Here is an 18,022-nt window from a genome sequence, read left to right as displayed (position 1 = left end):
AGTGCATCAGCGGAGCAAACGCAGGCCGGGGGCCGAAAATCTGCACTAACGGAGCAAATGCACGACGCTCCGCGGGTCTTGGGGTGCCTCGGGGGCTGGGGCGCCAGGGCGCTGAGCCGCTGCCGGCGCGGCGTGCGACGCCGCCGGGTCAGCCCCGCGCGCGCAGGACGGTGTTCGGCAGCTCCGGTGCGGGCAACGGGTCGGGCTGGCCGGGTGGGAAGGTTCCGAACTGCGGGAAGGGGCGGCCGTCGTCGTAGGCGGTGCCCCGCAGCTCGTCGAGCTCCGCCCCGCCCACCGGTACCCCGGTGCGCTCCGGCGCCAGCGGCGAGTCCGTGCCCGCGAACCCGATGCCGTGCCGGGGGATCTCCACGCCGTCCAGGGAGAGCGGAGCGTCCACGCGCAGCACGCCGTGCTCGTGCCCGGGTGGCACGTCGATCTCCACGGTGGTGCGCGGTTCGATCCGCAGCTCGGCGCCAGTGAGCGGAATGCGCGTGGCCACGGGGGACTCCACCCCCAGCAGGGAGCCGATGAACACGCAGGCCCGGTACCCCGGTCCCGCCACGGGCTCGGGGCGGTGGGTGTCCAGGCTCGGCTCCCCGAAGCGGTCCGCGTCCGGGAACGCGTACCAGAGCTGCACGCCGTGGAGCACGCTGGTGTCGGCCGTGGAGAACTCGGAGTGGGTGATCCCGCGCCCGGCGTTCATCAGGTCCACCTCTCCGGGGCGGACGGTGGCCCAGTTCCCGGCGGAGTCCACGTGGTCGATGCGCCCCTCGAACAGCCAGGACACGGTGGCCAGGCCCGTGTGGGGGTGGCGTGGGACCCTCATCCCTCCGGTGGCCGCCACGTGGTCCGGGCCGTAGGAGTCCAGGAAGCACCAGGCGCCGATCAGCGAGCGGCCCTTCTGTGGCAGGGTGCGCCGCACGGTCATCCCACGCGGACCACCCAGGGGCACGTCCCGGGGTTCGAGGATCTCCACGGGCCCGTTCTCCCCGTCCGCCACGACGACGCCGCTGCGCAGCCCGCCGCGCGCCGGCGCGGGTTCCGGTCGGCACACGGTGGGCTGCGGGTTCTTCTCGGGGTTGCTCACCGTTCGCCCTCGGTCCGGTCCCGCTCCGCGCCCGGCGTCCAGGAGGTGGGCTGGTCGGATTGGTCCTCCGGGACCGTCCGGGCGGTCCCGGACGACTTCGGGGGCGGGGCGGCGGCATCCTCTCCGGTTCCGCGCTCGGCCACCCACTTCTGGAACACCGCCGAGTCCTGCTCGCCCAGGCCGGCGTCCACGAGGTGCTGGGCGGCGTCGCGCAGGGGCCCGCCCAGGACGGAGGCGGTGCCGGTGGCGCGGGCGGCGTCGAGGTAGGCGGAGACGTCCTTGTGGACGAAGGCCGCCCGCGCGGAGACCGCGTAGTCGTGGGCCACGAGCTTGGGGGTCTTGTCCGCCATGACCACGGAACCGGCGTAGCCGCCCTGCATCAGCTCCAGCAGCTCGGCCAGGTCCAGCCCCGCGCGCTCGGCCACCACGGACGCCTCCGCGAGGGCCACGATCTCCGCGGCGCAGATCAGCTGGTTGCACGCCTTGGCCACCTGCCCCGCGCCGAGCGGTCCCAGGTGCACGGGCCGCCCGCACGCCGCGAGCACCTCGAGGGCCAGGGCCGCCGCGCGGTCCTCGCCGCCCACCATGATGGACAGCTCGCCCCGCACCGCGCCCGCTTCGCCCCCGGAGACGGGAGCGTCCACGAGCGCGAGGTCCGGGTGCTCGCCGTGCCAGCGGGCGACGTCGTCCGGGGACACGGTGGAGCCGACCGCGATGACGACGCCGCCGCGCTCGCCGTCCCGCTCGGCTGCACCGTCCGCGAGGTGCGGCAGCAGCGCGTCGATCTCCGGGGCACCCGGGACCATGAGGAGCACGACGTCCGCCTGGCTCGCCATGTGGCGGGGATCGTCCACGGGGCGAGCGCCCTCCGCCTTGTGCAGGGAGTGCCGCAGGACCACGACGTCGTGGCCGGCGGCGACCAGGTGCCCGGTCATGGGGGTGCCCATGGCGCCCAGGCCGATGACGCCCACGGTGCGGGGGATGGTGGTCACGGTGACTCCTGGGCTCGGGGTGCAGGGGTGTTCCATTGTGGCCCGTGGTGCGGTGGACGGGTAGACGTGTTGCCGCACTAGATGAAAATAGTTCTCATGTAGTGCTACGGTTCCGCCATGCACACACCACGAGACCCCGACCCCACTGCCCGTCGATCCGCCGCCGCCTCCTACGCGGGGCGCCACGCTCCCCTGCCCCTGGCGGTGACCTGCCTGGGGGTGACCGCGCTGCTGCTGAGCGGGTGCGCGCAGGGTGGCGGGGCGGCGTCGTCGTCCACGGGGAGCCCCAGCGAGAAAGTGACGTCGGCCGCGAAGGAGGTCTCGCACCTGGCGCCGCGTGCGGTGCTCGCCTACGACGGCGGGCTGCTCACCGTGGACACCGAGTCCGGGGAGGTGGTGGAGGACGTCACGGAGGACGGGTTCCTGCGGCTCAACGACGCGGGCGACGGGCGGCACGTGATGGTGTCGGACGGGGACGAGTTCAAGGTCTTCGACACCGGCCTGGAGGCGCAGGCCCACGGCGACCACCACCACTACTACGAGTCGGCGCCCGGGCTGACCGGCCGTGCGTTCGCCGCTCCCCACGCGGGGCACGTGGTGGTCCACGACGGGAAGACCACCCTGTTCGGGGACGGCGACGGGTCCATCCAGACCTTCGAGTCCGGCGCGCTCCAGGAGAAGGGTGAGCCCTCGGTGGAGAAGCGGACGACGAAGGCGCCGCACCACGGCGTGGCGCTGAAACTCTCCGACGGAACCCTGTTCACCACGCAGGGCACCGAGGACGAACGGCGCACCGCCCAGGTGCTCGCACCGGACGGCTCCGTCAAGGCCGAGACCACCAACTGCCCCGGCGTGCACGGGGAGGCCGCGGCGGCGCCCGGCCAGCGCACCGACACCGTCATGGTCGGCTGCGAGAACGGGCCCGTGGTGTACCGGGACGGGTCGTTCCACAAGGTGCCCGTGAAGGACGCCTACGCGCGCTCCGGGAACCTGGCGGGCTCGGAGGCGTCCCCGATCGTGCTCGGCGACTACAAGGTGGACAAGGACGCGGAGCACGAGCACCCCACCCGGGTGGCGCTGTTCGACACCCGCAACGACTCGCACAAGCTCGTGGAGCTGGGTTCCTCCTACTGGTTCCGCTCCCTGGCCCGCGGACCCCACGGCGAGGGACTCGTGCTCACGTACGACGGCAAGCTCGCGGTGATCGAGCCGGACACCGGGAAGATCACGAAACGGATCCCCGTGATCTCGCCGTGGCAGGAGAAGGACGACTGGCAGCAGCCCGGGCCCGCGGTCAAGGTGGCCGGGGACAAGGCGTACGTCACGGACGCCGAGCACCGGAAGCTGCACGTGGTGGACCTCTCCACGGGCACGGTGGCCAAGACCATCGACCTGCCGCAGACCCCGGTGGAGCTCGCGGTCACCACGGGCAAGCCCCACGGGGCAGGGGCTGCATCCGGCGAGGGCCACGACCACGGCCCCGAGGGGCACCACGGGGAGGCGTCGCACGGCCACTGAGCCGCGCGGCCACTGGGTCGCAGGGGTGCTGTGGCTGGCCACGGCCTCGGGGTGGCTCGGTCCGGCTGGGCGCCATGGCTGAGGCCGGCGCAGAACGCGGCGACGCCGCCGGGCAGGGTCCCGGCGGCGTCGCGGCTGTGTATGAGTGGAGCATTCGTCAGGGCTGGTAGGACCACTCCCAGCCCTGCGCACTCGGGTCCCCGCCGAGCAGCTCGGGCAGGATGATCGAGCCCTTCTCCGTGGGAACGTCGAACACGAGTGTTCCCGAGGCCTTTTCACCGGCGTTGATGTCAGTGGGGATGGCGGAGCCCTCGGGCATGCAGCCGTATCCGTTGCCGATGATGTCGTTGCCCTGCATCGTCTTGCCTGTGGGGTCCACCATGCGGAAACCACCCTGGCGTGTGCTCACCGTCTTGTAGAGATTCGGGTACTTGTTGATCTCGCCGTATGGGGCAACCTCAACGGACACGTCCATGACGACGAAGTGACCGTTGGCGGGCTGCTGAACGTACGACCCCGTGCACACGGGATCCACCTTGATCGAGTTCACTTTCCACGTGGCCAGCTGCTTCCCCTCGGGGGACTTCTCGATGGCCACCGCACCGGGCTTCATGGGGATCGTGCCCCGGTCGGTGAGCTCATTCGAGTCAGAGCTGCTGGTCAGCTTCGTGGTGGAGGACAGGGGACCCCCTGCCACAGGAGGGGCTTGGCTCGAGGAGGCCGCTGGGTCTGCCGTCGGCGACTCGATGTCAACCGTCTCTTCGGTTGGAGAACTGGCCGCGGGTTCCTCGTGGGATCCGGCCAGGGTTCCGATTCCGAAAGTCAGGGTGAGGAGCAGGACCGCACCCAGGGCGCCAAGGATCCAGGGCCAAACCCGCTTCTTGGGCTCTGGCGGCTGAGGCTGCGTCGACGGATAGTCGGGGTAGGACATGGGGGCTCCAGGGGTGAGATCGAGCAAGCATGATTTCTCATGGAAAGCTACCGGAGCGCTCGCGCCGCCACGTGCGGTGACGCTTCATGACCTCCGGTTCATGACTGCGGACGGTCCTGGCGCATCGGCACGTCCCCATGCTTTTCCCGCCTCCTGTGAATGGATCGGTGCGCGTCTTGCAGAACACGGTGACGCCGCCGGGAGGGGATCCCGGCGGCGTCACCTTTCAGTGCTGGTGGTGCGCTCAGTCCGCCGTGGAGCGGAACGCCCCGTGCGGATGGGCCAGCTGGTCATCGGCTGGAACGGGACCGATGGCGTCCCACAGCTCCACCCAGCGGCCATCCTCGATGCGCCACAACTCGCAGAAGAAGTGCCGCTCGCCGCCGATGGAACCCTCGGAGAACGTCAGCACGAAGTTTCCGTCCGCCACCGTGCGGTGCAGGGTGTCGTAGGTCAGGGGTGTGCCGTCCTCCTTGAGCTGCTTGAGGAAGTCGACCATGTTCTGGACTCCGTCGGGGATGTCCGCAGAGTGCTGGGTGAAGGCGTCGTCCTCGCGCGTGAAGCGCCCCGCGGCGTCGTAGTCCTGGCCCTGCAGGAACGTGGTCCACGCGGTCGTGACGAACTGCCGGTTCGCCTCCGTGTCCGCAGTGGCGTCCACCTCGGTGGGCCCGTCCAGCTGAGTGTGCCCCGAGGCGTTGGGCTCGGTCTCGGTGACGAGCCCGTCCCAGTGCTCCACGATCTTCCCGTTCGCCACGCGGTAGATGTCGAAGCCCACGTACAGCTCCTTCGGGTCGAGGCCCGGGTAGCAGCCGTGCAGGGCCACCAACCCGGCGGCGTCGTCCACCAGGACTCGCACGACGTCGTGTCGCAGCCCCTCCCCTGCTCCGGACACCAGCTCACGCAGCCCGTCCTTGCCGTTCTCCACCAGCGGGGAGTGCTCCACGTAGTCCTCGGAGAAGTGCCGGTCCAGGGAGCTCAGGTCGTGCTCGGTGAACAGCTCGCGGTCCGCGGTGAGGACGAGTTCTCGGATGTCGCTCATGATGTGCTCCGTTCGTGTCCGTGGTTTCCGATCAGTCCAGCGAGCTCATGACGTGCTTGACGCGGGTGTACTCCTCCACGGCGTACTTGGAGAGGTCCTTGCCGTAGCCGGAGTGCTTGAATCCGCCGTGGGGCATCTCCGCGACCAGCGGGATGTGGGTGTTGATCCACACGCAGCCGTAGTCCAGGTCCCGGGACATCCGCAGCGCCCGGCCGTGGTCCTTGGTCCACACCGAGGACGCCAACCCGTACTCCACGCCGTTGGCCATCTCCACGGCCTGCTCCTCGTCCGTGAAGCTCTGCACGGTGAGCACCGGGCCGAAGATCTCGTTCTGGATCGCTTCGTCGTCCTGGCGCAGGTCCGCGATGACTGTGGGCTCGAAGAAGAAGCCGTCGCCCTCGGCGCGCTTGCCGCCGGTGGTCACCCGGGCGTGCTCGGGGAGGCGCTCGATGAAACCGCTGACCTGCTCCAGCTGCCGCTCGTTGTTCAGCGGACCGTAGAGGATGTCCTCCTTCTCCGGTGTGCCGAACGCGGTGGCCTTCGCGGCCTCGGTGAGCTTGGTGATGAACTCCTCCTTGACGGACTCCGCCACCATGATGCGAGTGGAGGCGGTGCAGTCCTGGCCGGCGTTGAAGAGGCCGGCCTCGGCGAGGGTGCTCGCGGCGGCGTCGAGATCCGCGTCCTCGAAGACCACGCACGGCGCCTTGCCACCCAGCTCGAGGTGGGCGCGGGTGAGGTTCTTGGCCGCCGCCGCGGCCACTGCCAGTCCGGCACGCACGGAACCCGTGATGGAGACCAGGCCCGCCGCGGGGTTGGACACGACCATCTCGCCGGTCTTCGCGTTGCCCAGCACCACGTTGAAGGTGCCCTCGGGAAGGAACTCGGAGGCGATCTCGGCGAACAGCAGAGTGGACTCCGGGGTGGTGTCCGAGGGTTTGAGCACGATGGTGTTGCCGGCCGCCAGGGCGGGCCCCACCTTCCAGATGGCCATCATCAGCGGGTAGTTCCACGGGGTCACCTGGCCCACCACGCCGATCGGTTCACGGCGGATCACGGAGTTGAAACCCTCCATGTACTCGCCGCTGGCCAGCCCCTCCATGAGCCGCGCCGCTCCGGCGAAGAACCGGATCTGGTCCGCGCCCACCTCCACCTCCTCGCTCTGGATGAGGTACTTGGGCTGGCCGGTGTTGCGGGACTGGGCCTCCACGAGATCCGCGCCGCGGGCCTCCACCGCGTCGGCGATGCGCAGCAGCGCCAGCTGACGGGCGCTCGGCGTCATCCGCCCCCAGGTCTTCGACGCCGCCCGGGCCGCATCGTACGCCGCCGTGACGTCCTCGGCGGTCGAGTTGGGCGACTGGCCGGTGACTTGTCCCGTGGCCGGGTTCACCAGGTCGAAGGACTCGGACGAGGCGGATGCCACGTAGGAATTGTTGATGAAGTTCTTGAGCATGGGAACTCACCTTCCGTTCGCAACGGCGCCTGCGGGGTGCGCAAGCGAGACCCCACTCCATTGTGAGGTCCCTCACTCAGACTATCGGAACTCCTGTGCCCCGACCCCGGGGGTGTGGGACGTGTGGGCCGGAGTACCGTGGATCCATGCCCACCAATGAACCCGCGAGTGTGCGCCTGGACGTGTGGCTGTGGTCCGTCCGGCTGTTCAAGACCCGTTCCTCCGCCACCCAGGGATGCCGTGCCGGGCACGTCCGTCTCAACGGCGCCCCCGTGAAGGCGGCCCAGCCGGTGCGCGTGGGAGACAGGGTGAGCGTGAAGCGCCCGGGGTGGCAGCAGGAGTTCGAGGTCACCCGGTTGATCGTCAAGCGCGTGGGCGCCCCGGTGGCCGTGAAGTGCTACGTGGACCACTCACCGCCGCGCCCCGCCGAGCTCAGCGTGCCCGTGGCCCGCCGGGACCGTGGCGCGGGACGTCCCACCAAGAAGGACCGCCGGGAGCTGGAGCGGTTGCGCGGCCTGAACTAGACGCGCCGCGGAGAGTGCCGAACTCCGGTGCGGACTCCTTCCAGAGCTCGCAGGCCGCGGGGTGACCGGCCTCCGGGAACAGCCGGGGACCAGCGCCCGGAGACGCAGGCGCGGAACCTGGCCGCGCGGCGTCGTCCTCCGGCCTCAGCTCGGCCAGCGCATCTCCGTGGACGGCTGTGCGGCCCCGGGCCCGAACCAGCCCCGCCACCCGCCGTGCGTGAGGAGGGTGCGGGTGCGCCGGTCGAGCAGCGCGAGGTAGAGGGTGAAGGCCACGGCGATCACGAACGCCACCTGGGACACGCTCACCCGGAGGTCGATGAACGGCCACACGGAGAGCTGGTCCTGCGCGCCGAAGACCACGAAGAACGTGATCACGATGTAGATGCTGCGGATCTGCCAGTTGTCCTTGATGCCGGTGGCGGCCAGGAGGGGCAGGAACCACAGGATGTACCAGGGCTGGATGATGGGGGAGAGCAGCACCACGGCCGCGAAGGAGATGCCCATGCGGCGCACGATCTTGCGGTCCCCGCCCACGAACATGAGCACAAGCACGATGATGATCGCGCTGCCCTGGAGCAGGCGGCGGAACTGCTGGGCCAGCTGGTCGCCGTGCAGGCCCAGGGCGTTGCCCAGCCGCTCCACCTGCTGTCCCAGGAACCCGGAGGGCGAGTAGCCCGTGTAGCCGGGGGTGGGGTCCAGCAGCGCCCAGGTCCAGCCGAGCCCCAGGCCGTCCACCAGCCCGCTGACCGCCAGCACGCCGAAGCTGAGGGACGCCGTGGCCGCCCAGATCAGGAAGCGGCGCGGCCAGGAGGCCCCCTTGCCCGCCCACAGCAGCCCGACGAACGGCAGCAACAGGATGGTGATGGGTTTGATGCCGATGGACCCCGTCACCAGGAGTATTCCGATGATGGGATGTTTTGTGGCCGCGAAGTACACACCGGCCACGGCGAGGCCCACCATGAGGGCGTCGTTGTGGGCACTGGCCACGAAGCTGATGAGGAACAGCGGGTTGGCCACGGAGATCCACAGGGCGCGGGCGCCGTTGACACTGTGCAGCCGGGCGAGCTTGGGCACGTAGACCACGCACAGCGCCACGCCCACGCAGGCCACTAGCCGGAAGAGCATGACGGAGAGGTCCGGCTGCGCGCCGGTGATCTTGACCACCGCGGCGGCGATCCACAGGAAGTACGGCCCGTAGGGGGTGCGGGCCTCGGCCCACTCCGGGTCCGCGCCCAGCATGAACCAGTTGTCCAGGGAGGAGATGCCCTCCGTGTACGGGTCCTGGCCGGCCAGCATGAGCCGTCCCTGACCGATGTACGCGTAGACGTCCCGGGAGTAGATGGGCACGGCGAACAGCAGAGGAAGCGACCACGCCACGATGGCCGTGGTGACGGTGCGCTGGGAGCCCGGGGGCCAGCCCCGCAGCCGCTGCCCGAGCCGCAGCCACGAGCGGATGAGCAGCATGGCGCCCAGGGTCAGCAGGGCGGTGCACGCGTAGACCCCCCACACGTTCACGCGCAGCTCGATGATCAGGGGGTGGCGGACCATGGGGGAGCCGTTGGCGATCCACCCGGTCCCCAGGGAACCCAGGAACATCATGACCGAGCCGATCACGCCCTGGATCACGGCCACGCGGGCGTGCAGCTCGATGGTGGCGGTTGATCCGGTGTGCGGTCCCGCGGGCGGAGTGGAAGAAGCTGACGCGGTCATGGACTCCAACCCCCTCGGCCAACCAGCGGTGGGCGAGCCGAGGTGTTCAGCGGCTCCGCCCCTCGACTTTACAGGACGGCGTCCCCGCCACCCGGCAATCTTCCGGGGGATTCGGCGGGGCAGGGCAACCGCTGCCCGGCGCGGCCCCATAGACTCTGAGGGCGGGGGCACCACGCGTGCGCCCCATGCCGCCGGAGCGCCCTCGAGCGACCGGCACCGGGCAGGTGCCACCCCGCCTGAACACCCCACGTCACGCCGTCGGACAAGGATCTATTCGTGCCCACTGAGAAATACTTCGCGGCCCTCACCCGGTTCCGCGATGCCGTGATCCCCCGGCGCTGGCAGCACGCGCTCATGACCCCCCGCGGTCTGCTGGTGGGGTTCCTGGTGGTGCACGTGGGCTTCCTGGTCTTCGCGCTGATCGCGTCCCTCCAGGGCAACGCCTTCAGCGACACCAACATCTACCGGGACTGGGCCGCCGCCGGCTTCGACGAGGCCAACCTGCCCTCCGGCCCGAGCCCGTGGGTGTACCCCGTGCTCGCGCAGATCCCCATGGCCGTCGCCTACGCCTTCGGCCCCGGCCCGTTCTTCTTCCTGTGGGTCCTGATCATCACGATGCTGGACGCCCTGGCCATGGGAAAGCTCACGGACTGGGGCCGCAACCGTGCCGCCCTGCCCGCCGGCTGGTGGTGGCTCCTGTTCATCCTGCTCATGGGCTGGCTGGGCTTCGCCCGGGTGGACGGGCTCACCGCTCCGATCGTGCTGATCGGCCTGGTCTACGGCGTCTCCCGCCCCTTCGCGGCGTCCGCGGTGCTCAGCGTCGCCACGTGGATCAAGGTCTGGCCGGCCGCGGTGGTCCTCGCCCTGCTGAGCGCCGCACGACGCCGCGGCGCCGTCCTGCTCGCCGGCGTCCTGGTGACGCTGGGCGCGGTGGGCGTGGCGGCGGCGTCGGGCTCGGTGGAGAAGATCGCGGACTTCGCCACGCAGCAGGGTGACCGGGGCATGCAGCTCGAGGCCACCTTCACCACGCCGTGGCTGTGGCTGTCCGTGCTGCACATCGGCGACTCCCACATGTACATGAACACGGACATCAACTCCATGCAGGTGGACGGCCCCGGCTCGGACGTGATGTCCAAGCTCATGCAGCCGCTGCTGCTGCTCGCGGCGCTCGCGGTGGTCTGGCTGATCCTGCGCGGGCTGCACCGCGGCGTGAACGCCGGCCGGCTGGACCGCACCGCCCTGTTCCTGGCCGGGTCCCTGACCATGGTCACCGCGTTCATCGTGTTCAACAAGGTGGGCTCCCCGCAGTTCATGGTGTGGCTGGGCCCCGTGATCGCGGTGGGCCTGGTGCACGACTGGCGCGTGTGGCGCACCCCTGCGGTGCTCGCCGTGCTGATCGGGATCGCCACGTTCCTGATCTACCCCCTCTTCTACACGGCCCTGAGTCACAACAATCCGTTCATGGCCGCGGTGCTGACCTTCCGCAACGCGCTGCTCGTGGTGCTCATGTGGTGGTCCGCGCGCCGGCTGCACCGCCTTGGTTCCGTTCCGAAGGAGGCGCCGGTTGCGTCCCCGCAGGGCTGAGGCCGACGCCGCCGGGTTCCGTTCCCGCGCGGGCGCGTGGCTCGTGCGCCCGGCCGCGGTGTGGTGCGGCTTTGCCGTGGTGCACCTGTACTTCCTGGGCTGGATGGCCTCGTTCTTCCTGCACGGCTGGGCGTTCAGCGACACCGAGCAGTACCGCGAGTGGGCCATGGCGGGCTACAACGCCCCGGTCGAGGACTCCGTGAGCCCGTGGGTGTACCCCGTGCTCGCGCAGGTGTTCATCTTCCTGCCCCGGGTCATGGGTCACGACCTCTACCTCCTGGGCTGGACGCTCATGATCACCGCGCTCAATGCCGTGGCCATGTGGTCCCTGCTGCACCGCGCCCACCGCCCGGCGCGCGGCGAGCTGCCCGGTCTGGTGGGGGACGGCCCGGGCGGCGTCGTCCACGCGGGGACGGACGCGGGTGACCCCCACGGCAGCTCCGCGGTGCAGAGCCGCCGCCGCGGCGCCGTGGTGGCCGGCTGGTGGTGGGTGGTGTTCACCGTGTTCATGGGCTACCTCAGCTTCGCGCGCGTGGAGGGCGTGGCGGCACCCATCATGCTCGTGGGGCTGCTCTACGCGGTGCGCCGGCCCGCAGTCGGCTCTGCATTGCTGAGCGTGGCCACGTGGATCAAGGTGTGGCCCGCGGCCGCGATCCTGGCCATGGTGATCGCGCTGCGCCAGCGGGTGCGCGTGGTGCTGGCCGGCGTGGCGGTGACCGCCGCGGTGGTCGCGGGCGTGCTCGTGCTCGGGGGCATCGAGAGGATCGCGGACTTCGCGCTGAACCAGGGCTCCCGTGGAATGCAGCTCGAAGCCACGTTCTCCACACCGTGGGTGTGGGGTGCGGTGCTGGGCATCGAGGGCTTCCGGATCGCGGACAACACCGCGATCAACTCCACCGAGGTCTACGGCCCGGGGGTGGAGACCATGGCCTCCCTCATGCAGCCCCTGCTGCTCGTGGCGGTGGTGCTGTCCGCGGCCCTGCTGATCCGGGCGCTGCGCCGCGGTGCGGACCGCGGGAGGCTCGTCTACGCGGGCACCCTGCTGCTCACCCTCGTGCTGATCGTGTTCAACAAGGTGGGCTCCCCGCAGTTCATGGTCTGGCTGGCTCCCGTGATCATGGTGGGCCTGCTCCACGACCGTGTGCGGTGGCGCACCCCTGCCCTGCTGACCCTGGGGATCGCCGCCACCACGTTCGTGATCTACCCGCTGTTCTACACGCCGCTGATCCACGCGAACCCGGTCATGGCCGCGGTGCTCACCACGCGCAACGCGCTGCTGGTGGCCCTGCTGGTGTGGACCGTGCGCCGGATCTGGCAGCTGGGCACCCGGGCGCGGGTGGATGCACCGGACCGGGTCGCGCCCGGGGCCGTGGCCCCGCCTGCGGCCTGACCGTTCCCCCTCGTCACGGAGGTCCGTCCACAGCGGTTGCCAAGGCCCCGCTGTTACGCTACGCGTGTGCCCATGGGGGCACGACCCCCTCGACGATCGGAGTCCTCCGTGAAGGCCGTTCCCCAGCGCAGCGTCGGCATCCTCATCACCATGGGAGCCATGGCCGCCCTCCTGGGCATCATCACCGTGCTGGTACCCATGGGGACCGCCGTGGCGCTCGTGATGATCTGGGGCGCCTACGCCCTGATCGAGGGCGTCACCATGCTCGTCGCGGTGTTCCGCGGCAAGTCCGCGCACGGTCGTTGGATGGGGATCATGGCGGGCATCATCGGCGTGATCGTGGGCATCGCCGCCCTGATCCACCCCTTCGCCGGCGTGGCCACCTTCACCTTCCTGATCGGCATCTGGCTCCTGATCCGCGGCGTCGTCGATCTCGTGGCCGGCATCAAGGGAACCGCCGGGACGACGTCCCGCGTCTGGCTGATCATCAGCGCCGTCCTGTGGATCATCGGCGGCGTGCTGTTCATGGTCAACCCCGGGGTCGGCGCCCTCACCATCACCCTGTGGCTGGGCATCCTGGCCATCGCGTGGGGCGTTGCCCTGGTCGTCGCCGGGTTCACCGTGCGCTCGCAGCGCAAGAAGATGGAGCAGGCGAACGCCTCCGCGTCCCGCGCCGGCGTCTGACGGTCCTTCCCCTCTTCCTGCTGCTCCTCGAGGATTCGCACCGTGTTCAGATCAACCGCGCTGACCCGCCGCTCCCTGGCCATCGCCGTGGGGCAGGGCATCCTCGGCGGTGCCGTGGCGGCAGGGATGCTCGGTCTGATGCACTCGCTCCAGCACGCGATCTGGAGCTCCACCGACGCCCGCTGGCTGATCCCGCTCATCATCCTCACCGGCGGCGCGATCCTCGCCGTCCTGCACCACTGGGCAGCGGATGAGGGTCTCATCGAGCAGGTCAGCGACGCCGCGGACCCCGTCAGCCTGCACCGGCGCCGCACCGCCTTCATGGCGCTGCGGGGCGTGGTGGCCGTGGGCTTCGGCGGAGCGATCGGACCCGAGGCCAGCCTGATCGCGGTCATGGGGGAGATCTCCGCGCTCGTGACCACCCGGGTGGCGCGCAACGAGGAGGAGGAGCGCCTGATCGGGCAGACCGGCACCTCGGCCTCGCTCGGCGCGCTGTACGGGGCACCCACGGGCTCCACGCTGTTCGAGCCAGACCGCAAGGAGAAGGCCGCGAGCCTCGCGAACATCATCGCGGGCGCCGTGGGCTTCATCAGTTTCCTGCTGGTCCACGACCTCTTCTCCGCACCGGGTCTCACGCTGGGCCTGCAGCACGTGGACCTGAGCGTGCGGGACGTGGCCGCCAGCGCCGTCGCCGCCCTCTTCGGTTCCCTGCTCGCGCTGTTCTACATTGCTGTGCGCGGCCCGATCGGCGCACTCGCGGCGAAGATCACCCGCCCCTGGGTGCGCATCATGGCGGGCACGGTCGTCTTCGCGGCGATGGCCACGGCGGTGCCGCAGATCCGTTTCTCGGGCCACGAGGACGTGGGCGGGGTGCTGGAACTCGTGAGCGCGGGTGCCTGGTGGGCGCTGCTCGGGATCGCGCTGCTGAAGATGGTGGCCACCGCCATCAACCTCAACACCGGCTGGCTGGGCGGCGACTTCTTCCCGCTCGTCCTGGCGGGATCCGCCGTGGGGGTCCTGGCGTGCTCGTTCCTGGACCTGCCCGTGGAGGCGGCCGCCGTGGCCGGCATGGCCGCCGCGGCCACCGTGGGGATGCGCAAACCCACCGCGGTGTTCATCATCGTGGTGCTGGTGAGCGGTGGCGTGGCGATTCCCGCGGCCATCATGGGGACCGCCGTGGGCCTGATCTTCTACGCGATCACGCCGGATCCGGCGCCGGTGCACTGACCGGCGGAACTCACTGCCGCTCGCGCTCGAACAGGGACAGGGTGCGCAGCATCTGACCCACGATGGGGTCCACCCCGTCCCGGTTCACCTCCTTCAGCTGGCGCATCTCGTGGTGCAGCGCCTCCATCTCGGTGTCCATGGCTGCGGCGGTGTCCGCGGCGCTGACCAGGCGCCTGCGGAGGTCCTCGGGGACCTCCCCGGCGAGCTTGTAGTGGATCTTGTGCTCCAGGCTGGCCCAGAAGTCCATGGCGATGGTGCGGATCTGCACCTCCACGGGGACCACTTCCACCTGGGAGGACAGGAACACCGGCACCTTCACGATCAGGTGCAGACTGCGGTACCCGCTCTCCTTGGGCTCCCGGATGTAGTCCTTCTCCTGCACGAGCGTGAGGTCCTCCTGGGAGCACAGCATGTCCCGGACCCGGTAGACGTCGTGGGCGAACGAGCACGTGATCCGCACACCGGCGATGTCCGTGAGGTTGACCTTGATCTCCGCGAGGCTGTTCAGGCCGCGGGACTCCGCCTTGCGGTGCAGGCTGTCGAGGCCCTTGAGCCGGCTGCTGACGTGCTCGATCGGGTTGTAGTCGTGCACGGAGGTGAACTCCCGGCGCAGCACCCGGACCTTGGTCTCGATCTCGTCGATCGCCGAGCGGTAGGTGACCACGAAGTGCTCCACCTCCTCGCGGGTGGCGTGGAAGCGCTCGAGGGCGTTGAGCACGGGGCTCTGGGGAGTGTCCATGCGCTCATTATCGCCCGCTCAACTGGGGAGACGGGCCCCGCTGGGTCGGGAGGCGGTCAGAACACGCTGGGCTTGTCCTGGTGTCCCTCTGCGCGGGAGCGCCGTCGGTGTCCCTTCCGCCAGATGACGACGGCCGCGATCGTCGCCCCGACGCCGATGCCGAGAGCGAGGACGGCGATCACGATGTACCGGGCCTCCGTAACCGCACCTTCGTACGGTTGCGAGTCGGACCAGTCCAGGGCCAGGCGCACGAACACGGCCCCGAGCAGCCAGCCGCCCACGAACGTGAGGACGCTCTTCCAGCGGTGGTTCATGGCGGGGCTCCAGACATCGGCGGTTGGCAGGTCGGGCGGTTCCCGCGTCGTGCGGTTCGGGTGGGGGTCACGTGAGAGTGGGCCCGCCCAGGGGGCGTTAGGACCCGTCCCCGCGGCGTTTCAGCCGGTTCATCGCGTAGCCGAGCAGCGAGGGCGCCTCCTCGGGCTCGCGGGCCTCGGCATTGCGCAGCCGGTCCTCGCGCTTCTCCTGGTGGCGCTGCAGGTGGTCCTCGTAGCGCTTTTGGTGCAGACGCTGCTGCTGCTGTTCCGCGGCCTCCGTCTGCGGGTCCCGGGCGGGGCCGCCGTTCGCGTCCACACGCGTGATCGGTGCGGTGGCGTCCGTGGGGGCGCGTTCCGCCTCCACCACGCGGGGCAGCCGCCGCCGGACCGCCTCCCGCTCGGCGCGTTCGGCCAGGCGCCGCTGGGACTTGCTCTGCCGCCGCGGTTCCGCGTACCGCTCCCGGATCTGCTCGATCACGGGCAGCTCGTCCGTGGTCTCGTACGGCTCCTCGCCGTAGCTTGTGTCCCCGCGGTACGACGACGACGCCCGCTCCCGGCCGCGCGCGGGCGGCAGTGCGGCGTCGTCGTCCGTGTAGTGGGAGACGCGCGGGGCAGGCTCCGTGTCGTAGGAGTGCTCCTGCAGGGGGGTGACACGCGGGACGGGGCCGGTGTCCACCACGAGCTCCGCGGGGGTCTCCCAGCGGGTGTCCGCGAAGACGCGGTGGCTGCGCCAACCACGGAACAGCTTCCACCCCAGGTGGGCGATGCCCAGCAGCAGCACCGTGGCGGGTTCGCCGTAGCCGGTGGAGTAGTAGACGGTGGCCACGAGCAGCGCCAGGATGCCCACCACGAGCGGCGCGAGAGCCACGGGGGACTGCACGGGCAGCAGCCCCAGCAGGTCGCGGCTGTAGCGGCTGTCGTGGTGGCGGCCGTGCAGGGCGTGCGCACGGATCTTCACGCCCGGTGGCGTGTGCTCGGTGAGTTTCAGGACCGTGACGGGCGGTTCGTCCGGATCGTCCGGGTTGAGCACCACCGTGCGGGAACGGCCGGCGGCCAGCGCGGCGCGCTGCGTAGCGGTGGCTCCCGCCAGCAGCAGGTAGCCGCCCATGGCGAGCAGGACGCACGGCACGAGCACCGCCAGCGCGAGCGTCACCACCCGCCACGCCCAGCCGACGTCACCCGCCGGGAAGTTGCGGAACTGCAGGGGCCCGTGGGTGAACCACAGCAGGCCGGCGCCCGCCACGAGCGCGCCCAGGCCGTTGAGCACCGCGTGGACGCGCAGGCGCGGCCAGCCGCGGGCCGAGCGCGCGGCCCAGCGTTGCTCGCGTGTGCGCATGGGTGCTCCTGGGATCCCGGGGACGTGGGGGTGGTCTCAGGGTAAGCGGTGCGGCGGACACGCACGAGGCGCCCCGCGCGGGATGCCGGGGGCGGGGTGCGCGGAGCTCGGAGGGCCGACTCGGACGTCGGGCCGGGACCTGGCGTGCGCACCCTAGGATCGGTGCGTGGCCCGCTTCCTCCTCGACGTCTCGCCCGTGCGCGAGATCCCCGCCTTCCGCCGGCTGTGGGCGGGCTCCACGCTGTCCATGCTGGGCAGCCAGTTCACGGTGATCGCCATCAGCCTGGAGGTCTTCGAGCTCACCCACTCCACGTTCGCGGTGGGGCTGGTGGGCGTGTTCGCGCTGGTGCCGCTGATCGTCGCGGGGCTCTACGGCGGGTCCATCGGGGACGCCCACGACCGCCGGCTGGCCGGGTTGTGGACCACCGTGGGACTGTTCGCCATGACCGTGGCGCTCGCCGCGCACGCGTGGCTGGACGTCCGCAGCGTGGGGGTGCTCTACGCCATCGTGTCCCTGCACTCCTTCGCCCAGGGGCTGGGCCAGCCCGTGCGTGGCGCGATCGTCCCCCGCCTGGTGCCCGCCCGCCAGCTGCCCGCCGCCAACGCGCTGTTCCAGCTGACCATGGGCTCGTGCCTCATGGTGGGGCCGCTGCTCGGCGCCTTCACGGTGGCTGGTCTGGGCTTCGCGTGGGCGTACACGCTGGACGCCCTGAGCTTCGCGGTGAGTCTGTGGGCCATGTACAAGCTCCCGCCGCTGCCGCCCGAGCCCGGGGAGGGCGGTGCCACCAGGGCGGGGTTCCGTTCGGTGGTGGAGGGCTTCCGCTTCCTGGCCACCCGCCCGAACCTGCGCATGACCTTCCTGCTGGACATCGCCGCCATGGTGTTCGCGATGCCGCGCGTCCTGTTCCCCGTGCTCGGTGCGTCCGTGCTGGGCGGGGACCAGCTCACGGTGGGGCTGCTCACGGCGTCCCTGGCCGCGGGGTCCGTGATCGCGGGCGTGTTCTCAGGAACATTCATACGCATCAACCACCACGGCCGGGCGTGCGCCGCCGCCGTGGCGGGCTGGGCCGTGTGCATCATGGCGTTCGGCGGGGTGGTGCTGCTCGCGTCCCGGGGTGCGAGGGCGGACACCGCCTGGCCCCTGGCGCTCGCCTGCGCGACCCTCGTGGCCGCCGGGGTCATGGACTCCGTGTCCATGCTCTTCCGCACCACCATCCTGCAGGCCGCCACCCCGGATGCCCTGCGCAGCCGGCTGCAGGGCATCTTCATCGTGGTGGTCGCCGGAGGACCACGTCTGGGTGATGCCGTGCTGGGCGCCGGCGGTCAGCTGCTCGGCCCGGGGTGGGCCGCCCTCGGGGGAGCGGCCGTTTGCCTGGTCCTCGTGCTGCTGCTGGTGCGCGCGTTCCCCGGCTTCCTGCGCTACGACGCGCGGGACCCGCAGCCCTGATCCTCCCGGGACCGCCCGTGGGCACTGACCGCGGGCCCCGCCTACCCTGG

16 protein-coding genes are annotated in these 18,022 nt (G+C 70.7%); 7 read left to right on the top strand and 9 right to left on the bottom strand.

The genetic code is table 11. The annotated features are described in order from the left end of the window. Positions 1–148: 148 nt before the first annotated feature. A complete protein-coding gene (locus tag P8S73_RS06965; RefSeq protein ID WP_135010533.1) occupies positions 149–1,087 on the bottom strand; it encodes a pirin family protein in 939 nt (312 codons plus the stop codon). Next, positions 1,084–2,079 carry an NAD(P)-dependent oxidoreductase gene (locus P8S73_RS06960; protein WP_135100782.1) on the bottom strand — a complete coding sequence of 332 codons (996 nt, stop codon included), beginning with the start codon at positions 2,077–2,079 and terminating at the stop codon, positions 1,084–1,086. The genes P8S73_RS06965 and P8S73_RS06960 overlap by 4 nt, the downstream gene beginning before the upstream one ends. 117 nt (positions 2,080–2,196) lie before the next feature. Between P8S73_RS06960 and P8S73_RS06955 the strand changes: the two genes are divergently transcribed. Beyond that, the gene (locus P8S73_RS06955; RefSeq protein WP_396350273.1) at positions 2,197–3,597 is read left to right on the top strand and encodes a hypothetical protein; all 1,401 of its coding nucleotides are present in this window, start codon (positions 2,197–2,199) and stop codon (positions 3,595–3,597) included. Between the two features lie 157 nt (positions 3,598–3,754). Here P8S73_RS06955 and P8S73_RS06950 read toward each other — a convergent pair whose 3' ends face one another. From P8S73_RS06950 to P8S73_RS06940, 3 genes are all read right to left on the bottom strand, one after another. Further along, positions 3,755–4,294, bottom strand: a complete 540-nt coding sequence (locus tag P8S73_RS06950; protein WP_135010826.1) for a DUF4352 domain-containing protein — start codon at positions 4,292–4,294, stop codon at positions 3,755–3,757. Positions 4,295–4,772: 478 nt separating this feature from the next. Continuing rightward, positions 4,773–5,567 (bottom strand): nuclear transport factor 2 family protein, encoded by a 795-nt coding sequence (locus P8S73_RS06945; RefSeq protein WP_135010825.1) that lies wholly within the window; start codon positions 5,565–5,567, stop codon positions 4,773–4,775. Between the two features lie 31 nt (positions 5,568–5,598). Further along, on the bottom strand, positions 5,599–7,017 hold the full coding sequence (locus P8S73_RS06940) for a gamma-aminobutyraldehyde dehydrogenase (RefSeq protein WP_135010824.1): 1,419 nt from the start codon (positions 7,015–7,017) through the stop codon (positions 5,599–5,601). A 146-nt stretch (positions 7,018–7,163) separates the two neighbouring features. Between P8S73_RS06940 and P8S73_RS06935 the strand changes: the two genes are divergently transcribed. Further along, on the top strand, positions 7,164–7,541 hold the full coding sequence (locus P8S73_RS06935) for an RNA-binding S4 domain-containing protein (RefSeq protein WP_135010823.1): 378 nt from the start codon (positions 7,164–7,166) through the stop codon (positions 7,539–7,541). Between the two features lie 144 nt (positions 7,542–7,685). Here P8S73_RS06935 and mptB read toward each other — a convergent pair whose 3' ends face one another. After that, on the bottom strand, positions 7,686–9,251 hold the full coding sequence (gene mptB, locus P8S73_RS06930) for a polyprenol phosphomannose-dependent alpha 1,6 mannosyltransferase MptB (RefSeq protein WP_135010822.1): 1,566 nt from the start codon (positions 9,249–9,251) through the stop codon (positions 7,686–7,688). A 276-nt stretch (positions 9,252–9,527) separates the two neighbouring features. Here mptB and P8S73_RS06925 point away from each other — a divergent pair, with 276 nt between their 5' ends. The 4 genes from P8S73_RS06925 to P8S73_RS06910 all read left to right on the top strand — a co-directional run bounded on the left by P8S73_RS06925 (position 9,528) and on the right by P8S73_RS06910 (position 14,136). After that, positions 9,528–10,835, top strand: coding sequence for a glycosyltransferase family 87 protein (locus P8S73_RS06925; protein ID WP_135010821.1), 1,308 nt, complete (start codon positions 9,528–9,530; stop codon positions 10,833–10,835). Further along, positions 10,816–12,225 carry a glycosyltransferase 87 family protein gene (locus P8S73_RS06920; protein WP_135010820.1) on the top strand — a complete coding sequence of 470 codons (1,410 nt, stop codon included), beginning with the start codon at positions 10,816–10,818 and terminating at the stop codon, positions 12,223–12,225. The genes P8S73_RS06925 and P8S73_RS06920 overlap by 20 nt, the downstream gene beginning before the upstream one ends. 108 nt (positions 12,226–12,333) lie before the next feature. Further along, positions 12,334–12,909: an HdeD family acid-resistance protein gene (locus P8S73_RS06915; RefSeq protein ID WP_160119474.1), complete on the top strand. Its 576-nt coding sequence runs from the start codon at positions 12,334–12,336 to the stop codon at positions 12,907–12,909. A gap of 42 nt (positions 12,910–12,951) precedes the next feature. Beyond that, entirely contained in the window at positions 12,952–14,136 is a 1,185-nt protein-coding gene (locus tag P8S73_RS06910; protein ID WP_396350272.1) for a chloride channel protein, read from the top strand. Positions 14,137–14,146: 10 nt separating this feature from the next. Here the strand turns inward: P8S73_RS06910 and P8S73_RS06905 are convergent, their stop codons facing one another. From P8S73_RS06905 to P8S73_RS06895, 3 genes are all read right to left on the bottom strand, one after another. Further along, on the bottom strand, positions 14,147–14,875 hold the full coding sequence (locus P8S73_RS06905) for a GTP pyrophosphokinase family protein (RefSeq protein ID WP_019309726.1): 729 nt from the start codon (positions 14,873–14,875) through the stop codon (positions 14,147–14,149). A gap of 56 nt (positions 14,876–14,931) precedes the next feature. Continuing rightward, the gene (locus P8S73_RS06900) at positions 14,932–15,189 is read right to left on the bottom strand and encodes a hypothetical protein (RefSeq protein WP_059281654.1); all 258 of its coding nucleotides are present in this window, start codon (positions 15,187–15,189) and stop codon (positions 14,932–14,934) included. A 97-nt stretch (positions 15,190–15,286) separates the two neighbouring features. Beyond that, complete coding sequence (locus P8S73_RS06895) at positions 15,287–16,525, bottom strand: hypothetical protein (RefSeq protein ID WP_121241543.1); 1,239 nt, start codon at positions 16,523–16,525, stop codon at positions 15,287–15,289. A 166-nt stretch (positions 16,526–16,691) separates the two neighbouring features. Between P8S73_RS06895 and P8S73_RS06890 the strand changes: the two genes are divergently transcribed. Next, the gene (locus P8S73_RS06890; protein ID WP_135010813.1) at positions 16,692–17,972 is read left to right on the top strand and encodes an MFS transporter; all 1,281 of its coding nucleotides are present in this window, start codon (positions 16,692–16,694) and stop codon (positions 17,970–17,972) included. Positions 17,973–18,022: the final 50 nt, after the last annotated feature.

This window comes from Kocuria sp. ChxB (genome assembly GCF_044359605.1).
Taxonomy (GTDB): domain Bacteria; phylum Actinomycetota; class Actinomycetes; order Actinomycetales; family Micrococcaceae; genus Kocuria; species Kocuria rhizophila.
Note: the sequence above shows the minus strand (reverse complement) of the source record. Positions and strands in the feature narration are given on the sequence as shown.